11 protein-coding genes are annotated in these 15,124 nt (G+C 65.5%); 4 read left to right on the forward strand and 7 right to left on the reverse strand.

The annotated features are described in order from the left end of the window. Positions 1-115 precede the first annotated feature (115 nt). The 4 genes from BXU08_RS10570 to xseA form a co-directional block, all read right to left on the reverse strand. Complete coding sequence (locus tag BXU08_RS10570; protein WP_077512273.1) at positions 116-3,274, reverse strand: TonB-dependent receptor domain-containing protein; 3,159 nt, start codon at positions 3,272-3,274, stop codon at positions 116-118. Between the two features lie 189 nt (positions 3,275-3,463). After that, on the reverse strand, positions 3,464-4,333 hold the full coding sequence (locus BXU08_RS10575) for a M23 family metallopeptidase (RefSeq protein ID WP_077510024.1): 870 nt from the start codon (positions 4,331-4,333) through the stop codon (positions 3,464-3,466). Then, positions 4,330-4,530, reverse strand: coding sequence for a DUF2093 domain-containing protein (locus BXU08_RS10580; RefSeq protein ID WP_077510025.1), 201 nt, complete (start codon positions 4,528-4,530; stop codon positions 4,330-4,332). The genes BXU08_RS10575 and BXU08_RS10580 overlap by 4 nt, the downstream gene beginning before the upstream one ends. A gap of 25 nt (positions 4,531-4,555) precedes the next feature. Next, on the reverse strand, positions 4,556-5,935 hold the full coding sequence (gene xseA, locus BXU08_RS10585) for an exodeoxyribonuclease VII large subunit (RefSeq protein WP_077510026.1): 1,380 nt from the start codon (positions 5,933-5,935) through the stop codon (positions 4,556-4,558). On the opposite strand from xseA, the gene purD reads away from it, so the two are divergent. After that, on the forward strand, positions 5,934-7,208 hold the full coding sequence (purD, locus tag BXU08_RS10590) for a phosphoribosylamine--glycine ligase (RefSeq protein ID WP_077510027.1): 1,275 nt from the start codon (positions 5,934-5,936) through the stop codon (positions 7,206-7,208). The two genes, xseA and purD, sit on opposite strands and share 2 nt — an antisense overlap. Before the next feature lie 77 nt (positions 7,209-7,285). Further along, on the forward strand, positions 7,286-9,118 hold the full coding sequence (locus tag BXU08_RS10595) for a DUF885 family protein (protein ID WP_077510028.1): 1,833 nt from the start codon (positions 7,286-7,288) through the stop codon (positions 9,116-9,118). Between the two features lie 48 nt (positions 9,119-9,166). On the opposite strand, the gene BXU08_RS10600 is transcribed toward BXU08_RS10595, so the two are convergent. From BXU08_RS10600 to BXU08_RS10610, 3 genes are all read right to left on the reverse strand, one after another. After that, a complete protein-coding gene (locus BXU08_RS10600; RefSeq protein WP_253190338.1) occupies positions 9,167-11,335 on the reverse strand; it encodes a TonB-dependent siderophore receptor in 2,169 nt (722 codons plus the stop codon). Between the two features lie 112 nt (positions 11,336-11,447). Then, a complete protein-coding gene (locus BXU08_RS10605; RefSeq protein ID WP_077510030.1) occupies positions 11,448-12,677 on the reverse strand; it encodes an HD-GYP domain-containing protein in 1,230 nt (409 codons plus the stop codon). Positions 12,678-12,885: 208 nt separating this feature from the next. Then, positions 12,886-13,884, reverse strand: a complete 999-nt coding sequence (locus BXU08_RS10610; RefSeq protein ID WP_077510031.1) for an adenosine kinase — start codon at positions 13,882-13,884, stop codon at positions 12,886-12,888. 66 nt (positions 13,885-13,950) lie between these two features. Between BXU08_RS10610 and BXU08_RS10615 the strand changes: the two genes are divergently transcribed. Together BXU08_RS10615 and BXU08_RS20200 are read left to right on the forward strand one after the other, a co-directional pair. Then, positions 13,951-14,643: an EI24 domain-containing protein gene (locus tag BXU08_RS10615; protein ID WP_077510032.1), complete on the forward strand. Its 693-nt coding sequence runs from the start codon at positions 13,951-13,953 to the stop codon at positions 14,641-14,643. After that, the gene (locus BXU08_RS20200; RefSeq protein WP_077510033.1) at positions 14,640-15,026 is read left to right on the forward strand and encodes a hypothetical protein; all 387 of its coding nucleotides are present in this window, start codon (positions 14,640-14,642) and stop codon (positions 15,024-15,026) included. The genes BXU08_RS10615 and BXU08_RS20200 overlap by 4 nt, the downstream gene beginning before the upstream one ends. Positions 15,027-15,124 lie beyond the last annotated feature (98 nt).

Here is a 15,124-nt window from a genome sequence, read left to right on the forward strand (position 1 = left end):
CGCTCAGCTATGAACCGGCAGGCGCGATCGGGGCAAGCGTTGCGGTGCAGGCGCAGGACGCAAAAAAAGGGGCGGCTGAACGCGTCAGCCGCCCCGATCTTTCGAGTTCCGAACTTTAGAAGTTCAGGGTCACGCCTGCGAACAGGTAGCGGCCCAGCGCATCATAGGTGCCCGGATAGGTATTGCCGTTGCACGGACCGGTCGGGCAGAGGTTCGAACCCCCGCGACCTGCGTTGCCCGAGGTCACCAGCGGCGGCTCGAGGTCGAACAGGTTGTTGACGCCGAGACGGAAGGTGTACGCTTCGCCGATGGCGAAGCTGGTCGCCAGATCGACGTAGTTCATCGCCCGCAGACGCGTGCCCGGCTCATAGTTGAACGCGCCCGCCAGGCTTGCCTGGTCAGTCGTGGTCTCCGCATGGATCGGCCCGATATGACGCCACTGGACCGACAGGCCGACGCCGCCGTCCATCTGCAGCGTCGCACGCAGCTTGTGGCGCCATTCGGGAAGCGGTGCGCCCGATTCCGTGGTGCCGCCCACGCTGCAGGTCGGACCATAGAGGCCGGCGCAGTCATAAGGCTCGGTCAGGCCGTTGTTGACCTTGTAGCTGTCGAGGTAGGTGCCGTTCATGTTGAGCGACAGCCGCCCGAAGCTGCCAAGCTCCATCGAGTAGGACGCGCCCACTTCGATGCCCTTGGTCTGCAGCTCGCCGACATTGTTCGGCAGATCGCTGACAAAGCCGCCCGGGGTGAGCCAGAGCGAACCCGCCGCGTCACGATTGATCAGCGCACACGACGCCGGCGTGAACGTGGCAGTCGCGTTGTCGGTGCAATCCGCGAGAATCGAGTCCTGCCCGAACGAACGGATCGCCTGTTCGACCTTGATGTCGAAATAGTCGACCGTCAGCGCGAAGCGCGGGACGAAGCTAGGCTGGAAGACGACGCCGAGCGTCTTGGTGGTCGCCTTTTCCGGCTGCAGATCAGCGTTGCCGCCGATCAGGCCGTTATACTGGCCAGCCGGGTTCGCCGCGGTGCCCTGACCAACCACGAAGCCCTGTGCAAGGCAGCCATAGTTGGTTGCGGTGATCGCACCGATGCCGGCGCACGGATCTTCCGAACCGTTGAGGCCGACAGTCGCAGTCGAGAACAGTTCCTGGATGTTTGGTGCGCGGACTGCACGGTTGTAAGTGCCGCGGAACCGGACGTCGCTGATCGGCGCGAAATCGACACCGACCTTGTAGGTGTCGGTATCATAGCTGCGGCTGGCGCTCGTCTTGTACGCCGAGTGACGGTAGCCGGCGTTGAGCGACAGCAGGTCGATGAAGCTGTCCTGCACCAGCGGGATCTGCGTCTCGCCGAAGAACTCGAACACGCGGAAGTTGCCCGAGATCGGCAACGTCGCGCCGCCCTGACCGGTCAGATCGTTGGTCTGGAAGGCGTTGTCGGTCTTGAGCTCGAGCTCGGTCTTGCGCCATTCGACACCGACGTTGATGCCGACACCTTCGCTCGCCCACGGGGTCTGGAGGCCGTAGCCGCCCAGCTGACCGGTGAACGACACGTTGGCCACCTGCTCGGTGGTCTGGCCGCTCTGGAAGCCCGTCGCCGAGAGGTAGGCGACCGATGCCGGGCTCGCAGCGCCGATGCCGCCAAAGATGTTGTACGGCACGCAGTTGGTGTCGGTGCCGTCGAGCGCCGAACGGCAGATCGGATTGACGCCGGCAACGCGCGGATCATCGATCACGTCCAGGGCACGCGTCAGACGCGCAGCCGAGAACTCGTTCGAATAAACCTGCTGATACTTGACGCGGCCGAACTGGTAATAGGCGTCGTACGACCATTCATCGCCCAGATCGCCCTTAGCGCCGATCACACCGCGATAGTTGGTGTGCTGGAGATCCGACTGACGCGGACCGCCTTCGACGTTGCGGCGGAGCACCTGGAGATAGCCACGGTTATACGCCGTGCCGGTGATCGGGTCGAAGAACGTCCGCGCCGGCAGGGCCGGGTTGGGATTGTAGGGCGCACCGATCGCGAGCGGGAAGTTGCCCAGGAAGCCGTTGATCAGGTTTTCCTGGTCAAAGATGACCGCGCGCTGCGCCGGCGAGATCAGCGGATTGTCGCTGTTGATCGTCAGCGTGTTGCCGAAATTGCCCGACGGCGCGATCTGCGCGACCGTGCGATCGTCCATGAACATGAACTCGAGGTACGGCTTGAATGCCGCATCGACTTCGTAGTTCGCGAAGACGCCCGCAGTGTAACGCTCGTCCGGACGCTGGAAATAATTGGTCGGAGCGAAGTTGAAGCGAGTCGAGCCCGGCGCAAAGCCGCCGCCCGGCTGGAAGTTGAAGAAGGTCGAAGTGCCGCCGTCGAACACGAGCACATTGCCTTCGGCCGAAGTCGCCGAACCGCCGCAGGTCGGCGCGCCGGCGCCGGTGTTCTGGATGGTGCATGCGCTGAAGTCGCGGCGGGACTGGGTGACTGCATTGACCTTGCGATAGCCGAAATAGGCCGTGGCGTGACCGCGCTCGTCACCGCCGAAGCTGGTGCCGACCGCGAAGGTCGCGTCGAATGCAGCACCGTCGACGACGCTGCTCGTCGGATAGTCGAAACCGCGGCGGCCGAGCGCCTGTTGCGCATTGAGCAGCGACGGGGTCAGGTCGTTGCGGTTGGTGTGCTGGTAGATGCCGTATTGCGCATCGACCCGAACGCCTTCGAAATCGGTGTCGATGATGAAGTTGACGACGCCGGCGACTGCGTCCGCGCCGTAGGTCGACGACGCGCCGCCGGTCAGCACTTCGACGCGCTTGAGCATCGCTGCGGGGATGATGTTGATGTCGGCAGCCGAACCGCTGCTCGGGCTCGGATCACCCGGAAGCAGGCGACGGCCATTGACCATGCTGAGCGTGCGGGCCGAACCGAGGCCGCGAAGATCGACCGTGGCCGTGCCGTCCGCGCCGTTCGCCATGGCGGACGTCTGGCTAGCGAAAACACCCGGAAGCGAGTTCAGCAGATCCTCGACGCGAGTCGTGCCCTGCAGCTTGACGTCTTCGGCACCGATGACGGTAACCGGCGCGGTGGAAGTGATGTTGGCCTGCGGAATGCGCGAGCCGGTGACGACGATATCCCCCTGGGGCGTCGCAGCTTCGTCGGCGGTCTGGCCTTCGACGGGTCCGGATACCGGCACGTCCTGGGCATAGGCCGGCGCTGCAAGCAGCACGGCACAAAGCGCCATCGGGGCCGCTGTCCGCCGTAGATACTGGGCGAGCTGTTGTTTCATTGCCACGTCCTTTTTTCCCTCTTTCACGGCCGAAGCCGCAATATTCGGGAAAAAGCACGGTATGAACGCAACTGTAAATTGCTCCGGCATGCTGCACCTGCAACAAATAAATTCTGTTACCGAAATGCAACATTACGAAATCGGCGTGCAACGGCCCTGTAGGCGCCCTTAGCGGGTGCAATATTCAGGTCAGTCGGCTGCCGGCATCGGCCCCGCGACAAGCAGCGGATCGATCCGCGCGTCGCGCCATTTGAGGCTCCAATGGAGATGCGGCCCGGTCGCGCGGCCCGTGCGGCCTACCGTGCCGACCGGCTGTCCGCGCCGGACCTGCTGCCCCGGCTTCACGTCGATTCGAGTCAAATGCATGAAGGCGGTGTTGAGCCCCATGCCGTGATCGATCATCAGCAGATTGCCTTCGAGCGTGAACGGTCTTGCAGCTGCGAGCACGACGACGCCGTCGGCCGGCGCCAGCACCACCGTCCCGGTCGGGCGCGCGATGTCGATGCCCGAATGATAGGATCCCGGCTCGCCGCGATAGATGCGCTGCGATCCGAACAGCGTCGAAATACGCCCGGTAACCGGCCAGAGGAAAGTCTGGCGCCATCCCTGCGCGTCGCTTTGCATCGCCCGTGCGGCGTTGATCTGGGCAAGTTCGGCGGGACGGGCGCGCTCGAATTCAGGGCGCGGCACCGGATATTTGGGCAGCGTGTTGAGCCGGGAAATGTCCCAGGCACGCGGCGCGATCGACAGCGTCTGGCGAACTTCAGTGCCATTGGCGAACCGCGCGACGAGGAGCGTGGTCGGACCGGCATCGCGATCGAACGCGATCAGGAACCGGCGATCGGGCGCCAGCTGGACCGGCGCACCGCCGAGGCTGAGCAAAGTCGTCCCGCGCGGCGCGGTGCCCATCGCGAAGCCGCCCTGGACCAATTGCCCGATAAGGCCGAAGCGATCCTGCTGTTGAAGGGCGGGCGCAGCCGGCCGCGCCTGGTGGCCTTGCGCCGAGCCGACGAGCGATGCCGTCACCAGTACGACGGTAGCGAGGCCCCGAGTTCTCATTTGCCGTGTAGCGCCTTGGCCGCCTGCTCGGCGCTGGCATAGGGCTCCTGCCGCTCGGCGCTCCAATAGCGCAGCATTTCGAGCGGGATCTGCTCGCCGCTGACGGCGCAGGCGACGTGATCGCCGGCGGCGAGCACGCGGAAGCTGTTGGCCATGTAGTGGAGCTTGGCGGCGCGGGCGGTGTTGGAAGTCAGCATGGCATTCTCGGTCCGGTTGCTGGTTTCATAACAGGCTTGGCTGTTCCGGAGCTGAACCGCTGTAGGATTTGCCGCCGGGCCGCTCAACCCGGGCATCGACCGAGCCATCGCTGAAGTGGAGCGTCACGGCCTGCGCAGCGCGCGCGCCCTCGGCGGTGGCGACCACCTTTTGCGTGCCGCGCGCCTCGACCCAGGCATAGCCCTTCTCCAGCGGGCGATTAGGATGGACGAGGTCGAGATGGCGGCCGAGCCCCTCGAACTTCTGCCGCGCCGCGGCGAGGCGCTGGTCAAGCATCGCCGGGCGCAGCGCCGCGGCGCCCTTGTCGAGCTGGCCGCGCGCCAGCGTCACGCGGCGTTCGAGCGCACGATCGAGCCGGCCGGCAAGGTCGTCCATCTTCTGCCGCTGGGGGCCGAGCAGCGCATCGCGGCGCGGCAGCACGCGAACAAGTGCGGCGAGCCGCTCGCCCGCGCGTTCACGATAGCGGCGGACGCAACGCTCGGTGCGGTGCGCAAGCGTGGCTACGGTATGGCGAACGTCGGCCAGCACCGGCACTGCGATCTCGGCGGCGGCGGTGGGCGTCGGCGCGCGCAGATCGGCGGCGAAATCACACAGGCTGGTGTCGGTCTCGTGGCCGACGGCGGAAATCACCGGGATTTCGCTGGCTGCGACCGCACGGACGACGGCTTCCTCGTTGAACGACCAGAGATCCTCGACCGAACCGCCGCCGCGCGCGACGATCAGCAAGTCGGGACGGCGGATCGGGCCATCGGCGGGCAACGCGTTGAAGCCCTGGACCGCGGCGGCCACTTCGGCGGCAGCGCCCTCCCCCTGCACCTTTACCGGCCAGACCAGGACGTGCGTGGGGAAGCGATCTGCGAGCCGGTGGAGGATGTCGCGGATCACGGCGCCGGTGGGCGATGTCACTACGCCTATTGTGCGCGGCATATGGGGCAAGGGCTTCTTGCGCGCGGCATCGAACAGCCCCTCGCCCGCCAGCTTTGCCTTCAACTTCTCGAACAGCGCCATCAGCGCGCCTTCGCCGGCGAGCTCCATCCGCTCGATCACGATCTGGTATTTGGAGCGTCCGGGATAGATGGTGAGCTTGCCGGTCGCGATCACTTCGAGACCGTCCTGCGGGGCGAAGGCGAGCGCGCTGGCGGCACCGCGCCAGATCACCCCGTCGATCACCGCATCGGCATCCTTGAGGGCGAGATAGGCATGGCCCGAGGCGGCACGCTTCCAGCCCGAAATCTCGCCGCGCAGCCGGACATGGCCGAACTCGCCCTCCACCATCCGCTTCAATGCAAGCGACAGTTCGCTGACGCTGAGCGCCGGTGCGTTGTCCCCCGGCATTTGCTCGGCTACGAGCCGCCCGGATGACGTATCGAAAAAGGGATCGGGCATGAACGTCCTGCTGTTGGGATCAGGGGGCCGCGAACATGCGCTCGCGTGGAAACTGGCGCAATCGCCGCTGCTTGCGAAGCTCTATGCCGCGCCCGGCAATCCGGGAATAGCGCAGCATGCCGAATGCGTCGACATTGCGCTTAACGACCACCGCGCGATCATTGATTTCTGCATCCGCCATTCGATCGGCTTCGTAGTGATCGGGCCCGAGGCGCCACTGGTCGGCGGGCTCGGCGACAATTTGCGCACGATGGGCGTCGGCGTGTTCGGGCCGAACAAGGCCGCAGCGCAGCTCGAGGGATCGAAGGGCTTCACCAAGGATCTCTGCGCGCGCGAGAAGATCCCTACCGCGGGCTATGTCCGCGTCGAGAGCCGCGACGGCGGGTTGGCCGCACTACAGGACTTCGACTTGCCGGTGGTGGTCAAGGCCGACGGGCTGGCCGCGGGCAAGGGCGTCACCGTGGCGATGACGCACGAGGAAGCAGAAGAGGCGATCCGCGCGATCTTCGCGGTGTCCGGCGGCAGCGCGGTGATCGAGGAGTTCCTGGAAGGCGAGGAAGCCAGCCTCTTCGTGCTGACCGACGGCACCACGCTGCTTCCGTTCGGATCGGCGCAGGATCACAAGCGCGTCGGCGACGGTGACACTGGCCCGAACACCGGCGGCATGGGCGCCTATAGTCCCGCGCGGGTGCTGACTCCGGCGCTGGAGCGCGAGGCGATCGACACGATCGTGCGGCCGACGGTGGAAGCGCTGGCGCGGATGGGCGCGCCTTATTCGGGCATCCTCTATGCCGGGCTGATGCTGACTCGTACCGGTCCCAAGCTGATCGAGTACAACGCCCGCTTCGGCGATCCGGAATGCCAGGTGCTGATGCTGCGCTATGAAGGCGACCTGCTCGAACTGATGCTAGCCACTGCGAAGGGCGAGCTAGCCGGCCGGTCCGATCCGGTCTTCTCGGCGGACACCGCGCTGACCGTGGTGATGGCGGCGAACGGCTATCCGGGCACGCCCGAGACCGGTGGCGCGATCCGCGGGATCGACGCGGCGGAAGCCACCGGCGCGAAAATCTTCCATGCCGGCACGCGGCTGGAGGGCGACACGCTGGTTGCGAGCGGCGGGCGCGTACTGGCAGTGACGGCACGCGGTAACTCGGTCCGAACCGCACAGGCGACTGCCTATCGCGGAGTGGACGCACTCGATTTCGCCACCGGTTTTTGCCGGCGCGATATCGGATGGCGCGAAGTGGAGCGTGAGGGCGCCGCGCCGGCATAAGGTCCGCTCGCGCAGGGCTTGTCAGCAACGCGCCGGTGCCGCATCGACACAGTATAGTTCTTGTCGGGAGCACCATCTTGCGCGTTCAACTTCTCGTCGCCGTATCTGCAGTCGCGCTCCTTTCCGCTTGCGCGACCACGAAAGGCATCGACTCCCCCGCGGCGCCGCAGAGTGCACCGCCGCCAGCCGTAGCGCAGCAGGAGACATCCGCGGCGCTCCACGCACTGTTCAAGGAAAGCGACGAAGACAGCCTTCGCCGCAATCCGATCAACGCGCTGTTCCGCGGCGACATGCGTTATGCCGACCAGCTCGGCGACAATATCAGCGACGCCTATTTCAACGCCGAGCGCGCGGCGGGCGAGAAGGACCTTGCGGCGCTTGGCCGGATCGATCGCGCAACGCTATCGACCACCGATCAGCTCGCCTACGACATCTTCAAGTGGCAGACCGAGCTCGCGCTGCGCTCGTTGAGCGCCGAGATCTTGCCGCTCAACGTCGTCCGGCCGATCGACCATTTCACCGGCATCCATGTCTTCTACCCCGACCTCGCCTCCGGCCAGAGCGCCGCGCCATACAAGACGGTGAAAGACTATCTGGACAGCATCGCCCGCCACCATCGCTACGCCTGGTATATCGATGCGACGATCGGGCGCTTCCGCCAGGGAATGGCGGCAGGCGTCGTCCAGCCCAAACTGGTCGTCCGCAACGTCATCGACCAGCTCGACCGCCAACTGGCCGAAGGCGTCGAGGGATCGACGATGTATGCCCCGCTCAAGGCATTCCCGGCCGACATTCCCTCCGCCGATCAGGCGCGGCTGCGCGCGGAGACGGCAGCCGTCCTCCGCGACGAGATCTTCCCGGCCTATCAGCGCCTGCGCGATTTCCTCTCCAAGGAATATCTGCCCGCTGCGCGTGAAGGCGTCGGCCTGGTCCACATGAAGGGCGGGCTCAAGCTCTATTCCTATCTGATCGAGCAGAACACGACGCTGCCGCTCTCCGCCGATGACGTGCACAATCTCGGCCTCAGCGAAGTCGCGCGGATTCATCGCGAGATGGAGACGATCAAGACCCAGACGGGCTTCAAGGGCACGCTGCCGGAGTTCTTCGAATTCCTGCGCACCGACGCCAAATTCCGACCGGCGAGCAAGATCGCGCTGCGCGACGAATATTACGCGATCGGCAAGCGTGTCGACGCCCGGGTCGGCGAGATCTTCTCGACCTTGCCCAAGACCCCGCTCGAGATCCGCCCGGTGCCCGAATATCGGGAGAAGAACGATGCCGGCGGCTCGTACATGCAGGGCGCGCCCGATGGAACGCGGCCGGGTGTATTCTACTACAACACCTATGACCTGCCCTCGCGATCGACCTGGGGGCAGGAGACGCTGTACCTGCACGAAGGCGCGCCGGGCCATCATTTCCAGATCAGCCTGGCGCAGGAGAATGCGGCGCTCCCCAACTTCATGCGCTTCGGCGGTAACACTGCCTATGTCGAAGGCTGGGCGCTCTATGCTGAGACGCTGTGGGACGAGCTCGGCATGGAGACCGATCCCTATCAGCGCTTCGGCGGGCTCAACGACGAGATGCTGCGCGCGATGCGGCTGGTGGTGGACTCTGGCATCCACGCCAAGGGCTGGACCCGCGACCAGTCGATCAAATACATGCTCGACAACAGCTCGATGGGGAAGACCGACGCGACCAGCGAAGTCGAGCGCTACATCGCGATGCCGGGGCAGGCGCTCGCCTACAAGATCGGCCAGCTCAAGATCCTCGAACTGCGCGCCAAGGCCGAGAAGGCGCTGGGCGCCAGGTTCGATCTTAAGGAATTCCACGGACAGGTGCTGATGACCGGCGCGCTGCCGATGAACATCCTCGAGCAAAAGATCGAGCGCTGGATCGCATCCAAGGGCTGATTGGCCCGATCGGGACGCACGCCAGACGCCGCGTCCCGATCGGCGAACTCAGAACCGGTAGGTCGCGCTCACGGTGAAGTTGCGCGGCGCGCCGTAGCGATACTGGCTGAACGTGCCCATCTGGCTGTAATAGGTCTCGTCGAACAGGTTCTCGACATTGGCCTGGAGCTGGACGTTCTGGGTCAGCGCATAGCGTGCCATCAGGTTCACCAGCGTGAAGCCGTCCTGCTCGAAGCGGAAGGCTGTGCCGGTGACGGGATTCGCGCCGTTGGTGAACGCCTCGCTGCGATAATTCACGCCGCCGCCGAAGGTAAGGCGATCGATCGTGTACGTGGTGAAGAGCTTCAGCAGGCGGCGTGGCTGCTCGGTGTTGGCGGCGACGCCGTCGCGGTCCTCGGCCTTGAACTGGCTATAGCCGAGATTGATGTTCCAGTCCGGCAGCGGCCGGCCGGTGACTTCAATCTCGAATCCCTCGCTGGTGACGCCCTGCGCCGCCCTATAGGGCTGGAAAGGTATGCCGCCGGGGATCGGGATCGGGCTGCCGTCGATCTGACCGACATTGTCCTGCTTGATGCGGAACAGTGCGACCGAGGTCTGCAGCGCTTCGTTGAAGAAGGCGCTCTTGAGGCCGACCTCATAGGCCTTGCCGTCGAGCGGCGCGATCAGCTCGTTGGCGCGCGTGCGCAGGTTCTGCGGCTGGAAGATCTTGGTGTAGCTCGCATACAGACGGTGGTTCGATGTCACGTCGAGCAGCGCGCCGACATAGGGGATGAACTTGTCGTCGGCGCCATAGTCGCTGGTGCCCGTCCAGGCGAAGCCCTCCTGGTGCCAGCTTGCGAGACGGCCGCCCAGGATGACCTTGAGCGGATCGGCGACGTTCAGACGGACCGCGCCGTAATAGCCGGTCTGCTCGATCCGCTCCTGCTCGTTGCGGACCGCGGTGGTGCCGAACACCGGCTCGGGAAAGTCCGCGCCTTCGCGGCCGAGGACCGGGACGTTGGTGGCCCAGTTGTTCGGCCCGACGCCCCAGGCCGGATTGTTCTCCGTGTAGGGCGCCACGAAATTGTCAGTGTGGCGGTTGAGGATGCTGTGCAGTGCGCCGACCACGACCTCATGGTCGCGGCCAAAGACGTTGACGAGCCCCTTGATCTGGCCGTCGAAGCTCTCCTGAACGCTGTCGCCCTTCGACTTGTACGGATTGCTGCTGGCGATCGTGCCGGTCGCGCGGTCGGCGGTGCCGTACATATAGAGCAACTGGGTGTCGCCGGTGTTCTTCAGGTGATTATAGTTGGCAGTGACGCTCCAGCGGTCACCGATCTCCTGCCGGACGGTGGCGAAGATGTTCTGGTTGGTGGAGTTCCAATAGGTCCATTCGGCCGCGGTGGTCTGCGAGCGCGCCAGATCGGTGGTGACCGTGCCATCGCTGTAGAAGGTCGGCAGCGCACCCCAGGTCGCACCCTTGGGCTTGGTGTCCTGATGGCTGATGCCCGCACGGACCAGCGTGGTCTCGGTCAAGTCGGCATCGACTACGCCGTAGAGCACCCACTTCTTGGTGTGCAACAGATCGGTGAAATTCTTGCCGTTTTCGTAGCGGCCGACAGCGCGGACGCGGAAGCGGCCGTTCGCGTCGAGTGCGCCGCCGATGTCGGCGGACACGCGATACGTGTCCCAGCTTCCGATGCTGGCATTGGCATAGCCGGTCCATTCGGTGGCGTCGGCATGCTTGCGAACGAGGTTGACCGAGGCCGAGGGATCGCCGGCGCCCGAGAGCAGGCCGGTCGCTCCGCGGACGATCTCGACGCGCTCGTAGATCGACATGTCGATGCTTGTCTCGCCATTCCCGCCGGCGAGCGTCCAGGCCGCGGGCACGCCATCGACCTGGGTGTTGCGGATCTCGAAACCGCGCGCGAAGAAGGTGTTGCGGACGTCGTCGACTTCGTTGACCGAGACGCCGATGCCATTGTTGATCACATCGGCGACGCTGATCAGGTTCTGGTCGATGATGCGCTGCGCGGTGACGATGCTCACCGATTGCGGCGTCTCACGCGTGGTGAGGCCAAGCCCTGTCGCGGTGTCGATCTTGTCGGGCATCGTATAGCGGCCGCTGACGACGATCTCGTCCTGCGACGTCGCGTCCTCTTCGGCCGTCTGGGCGAAAGCAGGCGATGCCAGCGCGGCCAGTGCCACGCCGAGGCTGAGAGAAAGCTTCGATGTCAACTTGAGTCCCCGAATTCGAACCATGCCACGATACGCGGCGTCGCGGGGCCAGTACTGCTATTAAGAACCGTTTGCAACTACGGCAGGAGGGGTGGACAATTTGTCCGACGCGTCAGCCGCGGGCGGCACGCCCCGCGCTCAGCCGTTCGGACAGGGTGCGCCAGTCGGCAAAGCCCCAATGGACAGGATCTTCCTCGCTTACGATATGGTCGCTGCCGCCCGAGCTCGTCAGGAAGATGTCCTCAAGCGTGAGCGGCACGCGTTCGAGCGCGCAGTGGAAGACGCGGACCTTGCTGCGCGTCTCCTTCGATCCATCGGGCAGCGCGATGCCGAGCCGGTTCGAGCGCATCCGCACCAGCACGCCGGTGGGAACGATGCCGATGCCGCGGAAGAACTTGAACAGCAGCTCGCGGTCGAAATGGCCTTCCCAGCCATACATCTCGGTGGCGGCCTTGAGCGGCGTCCAGCCTTGCTTGTACTGGCGGTCCGACGTGAGCGCATCATACACGTCGCAGATCGCGCCCATGCGCGCGGCGAGGCTGATCGCGTCGCCCTTCAACCCATAAGGATAACCGGTGCCGTCGATCTTCTCGTGATGGAGCAGACTGACGTCGAGCACTTCCTGAGTGACGCCTCCGCCATTCTCCAGCATCGCATGGCCCTGTTCGGGATGCGTGCGGACCAGCGCGAACTCTTCTTCGCTCAGCCGGCCCGGCTTGTTCAATATTTCGTCGGGCACCGCCATCTTGCCGACATCGTGGAGCAGCCCGGCAAGTCCCATCGAGCGCACGACCGGCTCGTCGAGGCCGATCTGGCGCGCGAGATTGACCATCAGCGCGCAGACCGAAACCGAGTGTAGATACGTATATTCGTCCTTCGACTTGAGCCGGGCCATGTCGATGAACATCGCGGGATTGCGGTCGACGGCGTCGGAAATGTCCTCGACCACCGGCATCACCGCTTCGGCATCGACCGGGTTGCCGAGCCGGGCGCCGTCGAACACGCCCTTCATCACGCGCTTGGAGCGGGCGATCGTCTTGCGCGCGCGCTCGCGATCGGCCTTGGCGGCATCGGTGACGCTGGCGGTAGGGACCGCGACGATCGAGATGCGCTTGGGAGGGGTAATCGCCGCGGCGGTGGGCGGCGCGCTGTCGGCAGGTCCGATGCCGCGCTCCACGTCGATTACGACAGCAGCCACGTCACTCGCCAGCAAAGCGGCCAAGTCCTCAGGACGTTCGAGCAGGAATCGCGTGCGCCAGAAAGGGTGGCTGAACCAAGAGCCTTCGAATCCCTGGATGTACATTCCCATCCTGCTCTGGCTGGGCGCTATCCGTCGCAGCAAAGTCCGGTTCCTGGCACCATGTCTAGGGAGACCCTAACATAGGCTAAGTTACACAGGACTTAAGACGGTCGACTATTCATCAGGATCGTTACGCACGCGCTTCAATCCGCAGGTTTCTAGGGAATCTTGCAGGTTTCGGGCCGGGGGAATGCCAGAGCTCGGGGGGCTAGCCGCCGGGGCGACCGTTGCGGCCGCCCCGGTGCACCGATCAGGCGGCCGAGTCGCGCGCCAGCTTGGCGAGGTCGGCTTCGGCGCGCGCGCCGTAATGCTGGATGATCTCTGCCGCGCAGATCGCGCCAAGGCGGAGCGATTCCTGCAGGCCCCGGCCCTGCGCCTGGCCGAACAGGAAGCCCGCCGCGAACATGTCGCCGGCACCGGTGGTGTCGACCAGCCTGGCGATCGGCTCCGCGGGGACTTCGACGCGCTCGGTGCCCTGGAGCGCCATCGCGCCTTTCTCGCTGCGGGTTACGACGAGCAGCGGCACCTTGCCATGGATGTGCGCGACGGCCGATTCGAAATCCTCGTGCGCGCAAAGCGCGAGCAGTTCGCTTTCATTGGCGAACAGGATGTCGATCAGCCCGTCTTCGATCAGTTTGCGGAAATCGTCGCCATGGCGCGAGATGCAGAACACGTCGGACAGTGTGAAGGCGACCTTGCGGCCATTGGCGCGCGCGATCTCGATCGCCTTGCGCATCGCGGCGCGGGGCTCTTCGGGATCCCAGAGATAGCCTTCGAGATAGAGGATCGCGCCGTTGGCGATCACCGATTCGTCGAGCGCGGCGGCGGGCAGGAACTGCGACGCGCCGAGGAAGGTGTTCATCGTGCGCTGGCCGTCCGGCGTCACGAAGATCAGGCAGCGCGCAGTGGTCGGCTGGCCGGGGCGGACTTCCGTGGCGAAATCGACGCCGGCGGCGCGGATGTCGTGCGCAAAGACCGTGCCGAGCTGGTCGTCGGCGACCTGGCCGATGAACGCGGTCTTGCCGCCGAGTGCCGAAATGCCGGCGACGGTGTTCGCCGCCGAGCCGCCCGAGACTTCGCGGCCGGGGCCCATCTTGGCATAGAGCGCGTCGGCTTCCTCGGGTGAGAACATCAGCTGCATCGAGCCCTTGGCGACACCGATTTCCTCGATGAAGCTGTCCTCGGCCTGGGCGAGAATATCGACGATCGCATTGCCGATGGCGACAACGTCATAGGTGGGGCTGGTCAAGTTGCGGGCTCCGATGGGCGCGATAGGGTTGCGCGGACGCCCTAGTGACGGGCAAGGAATAGCGCAATGATTCAGGGCTTCTTCCTTGCGCTCGGGCAATTGACCGATCGGCCGGTGCTGCTGGTCCTATTGAAGTCGCTGGCGGTGACGATGCTGGTCTTTGCCGGGCTCGGCTTCGCGCTGTGGCACATAATGGGCCGGCTCGGCGGTGCAGCGAGCGAATGGATGGGGTTCGGCAGCGACGCCGGGGCCTTTGCCGATGTCGCGACGCTGCTGCTGTTCCTGCTCGGCTGGTGGCTGCTGTTCCGCGCAGTCGCCGTGGCAGTGGTCGGCATCTTCGCCGACGACGTCGTCGCCGCGGTCGAGGCGAAGCATTATCCGGCAGCGCATGCCGCCGCGCGCAGCGTACCGCTCGGCCGATCGATCACGATGGGCGTCGGCTCGGCAGCGCGGACGATCGGGTTCAATCTGCTGCTCGCGCCGCTCTATCTGATGCTGCTGGTCACCGGGGTGGGAACCGCCGTCGCGTTCTTCGTCGTCAATGCTTGGCTGCTGGGCCGCGACCTTGGCGACATGGTCGCGGTGCGCCATATGCCCTATGCGCAGCTCGGGCAGTGGCGGCGGGGCACGCGGCTTCGCCGCTTCGCGCTCGGCGCAGCCGGCACCGGGCTGTTCGTGGTGCCGCTGCTCAATCTGGTGGCGCCGGTGCTCGGCGCGGCGATGGCGACGCACGCATTCCACCGCGGGAGAGACGCATGAGGTTCTGGGTTTTGGCGGGCGCGGTGGCGCTGGGCGGCTGCGGGGGCGAGATGATCCCCGAAGCGCGGCCGGCCGCCTATCTCCCCGTGCCCTCCGCCGCGCCCGGATCTGCGCCGGTGAGCGTTTCCGCGGTAAAGGGCCAGACCGCACCGCGGCTGATCGCGCAGTTCGGCACGCCGCAGCTCGACATGAGCGAAGGCCGCGCACGCAAGCTCCAATTCGCCGGACCGATCTGCGTGCTCGACACCTATCTTTATCCGCCGTCCAGCGGCCGCGGCGAGCCAGTGGTGACCTATCTCGACACTCGGCAGCGCGACGGCGGGCCTATCGACCAGGCGAGCTGCCTGGCGGCGCTAGCAGCACGGCGACCGGCGGGTCGGTGAGGCAAGCGGGCTAAACCAAATCCGTTCGTGCTGAGCCTGTCGAAGCACTGCTCTCCCTGTCCGTCGCAGGGAAGGAAGAACGGCCCTTCGACAAGCTT

It is taken from the genome of Sphingomonas sp. LM7 (assembly GCF_002002925.1).
In the GTDB taxonomy this organism is placed as follows: Bacteria; Pseudomonadota; Alphaproteobacteria; order Sphingomonadales; family Sphingomonadaceae; genus Sphingomonas.

Excerpts from the sequence above, each read along its gene's own strand:
- BXU08_RS10570 (WP_077512273.1), bottom strand. The coding sequence starts at position 3,274 with ATGAAACAACAGCTCGCCCAGTATCTACGGCGGACAGCGGCCCCGATG.
- BXU08_RS10575 (WP_077510024.1), bottom strand. The coding sequence starts at position 4,333 with ATGAGAACTCGGGGCCTCGCTACCGTCGTACTGGTGACGGCATCGCTC.
- BXU08_RS10580 (WP_077510025.1), bottom strand. The coding sequence starts at position 4,530 with ATGCTGACTTCCAACACCGCCCGCGCCGCCAAGCTCCACTACATGGCC.
- purD (WP_077510027.1), top strand. The coding sequence starts at position 5,934 with ATGAACGTCCTGCTGTTGGGATCAGGGGGCCGCGAACATGCGCTCGCG.
- xseA (WP_077510026.1), bottom strand. The coding sequence starts at position 5,935 with ATGCCCGATCCCTTTTTCGATACGTCATCCGGGCGGCTCGTAGCCGAG.
- BXU08_RS10615 (WP_077510032.1), top strand. The coding sequence starts at position 13,951 with ATGATTCAGGGCTTCTTCCTTGCGCTCGGGCAATTGACCGATCGGCCG.
- BXU08_RS20200 (WP_077510033.1), top strand. The coding sequence starts at position 14,640 with ATGAGGTTCTGGGTTTTGGCGGGCGCGGTGGCGCTGGGCGGCTGCGGG.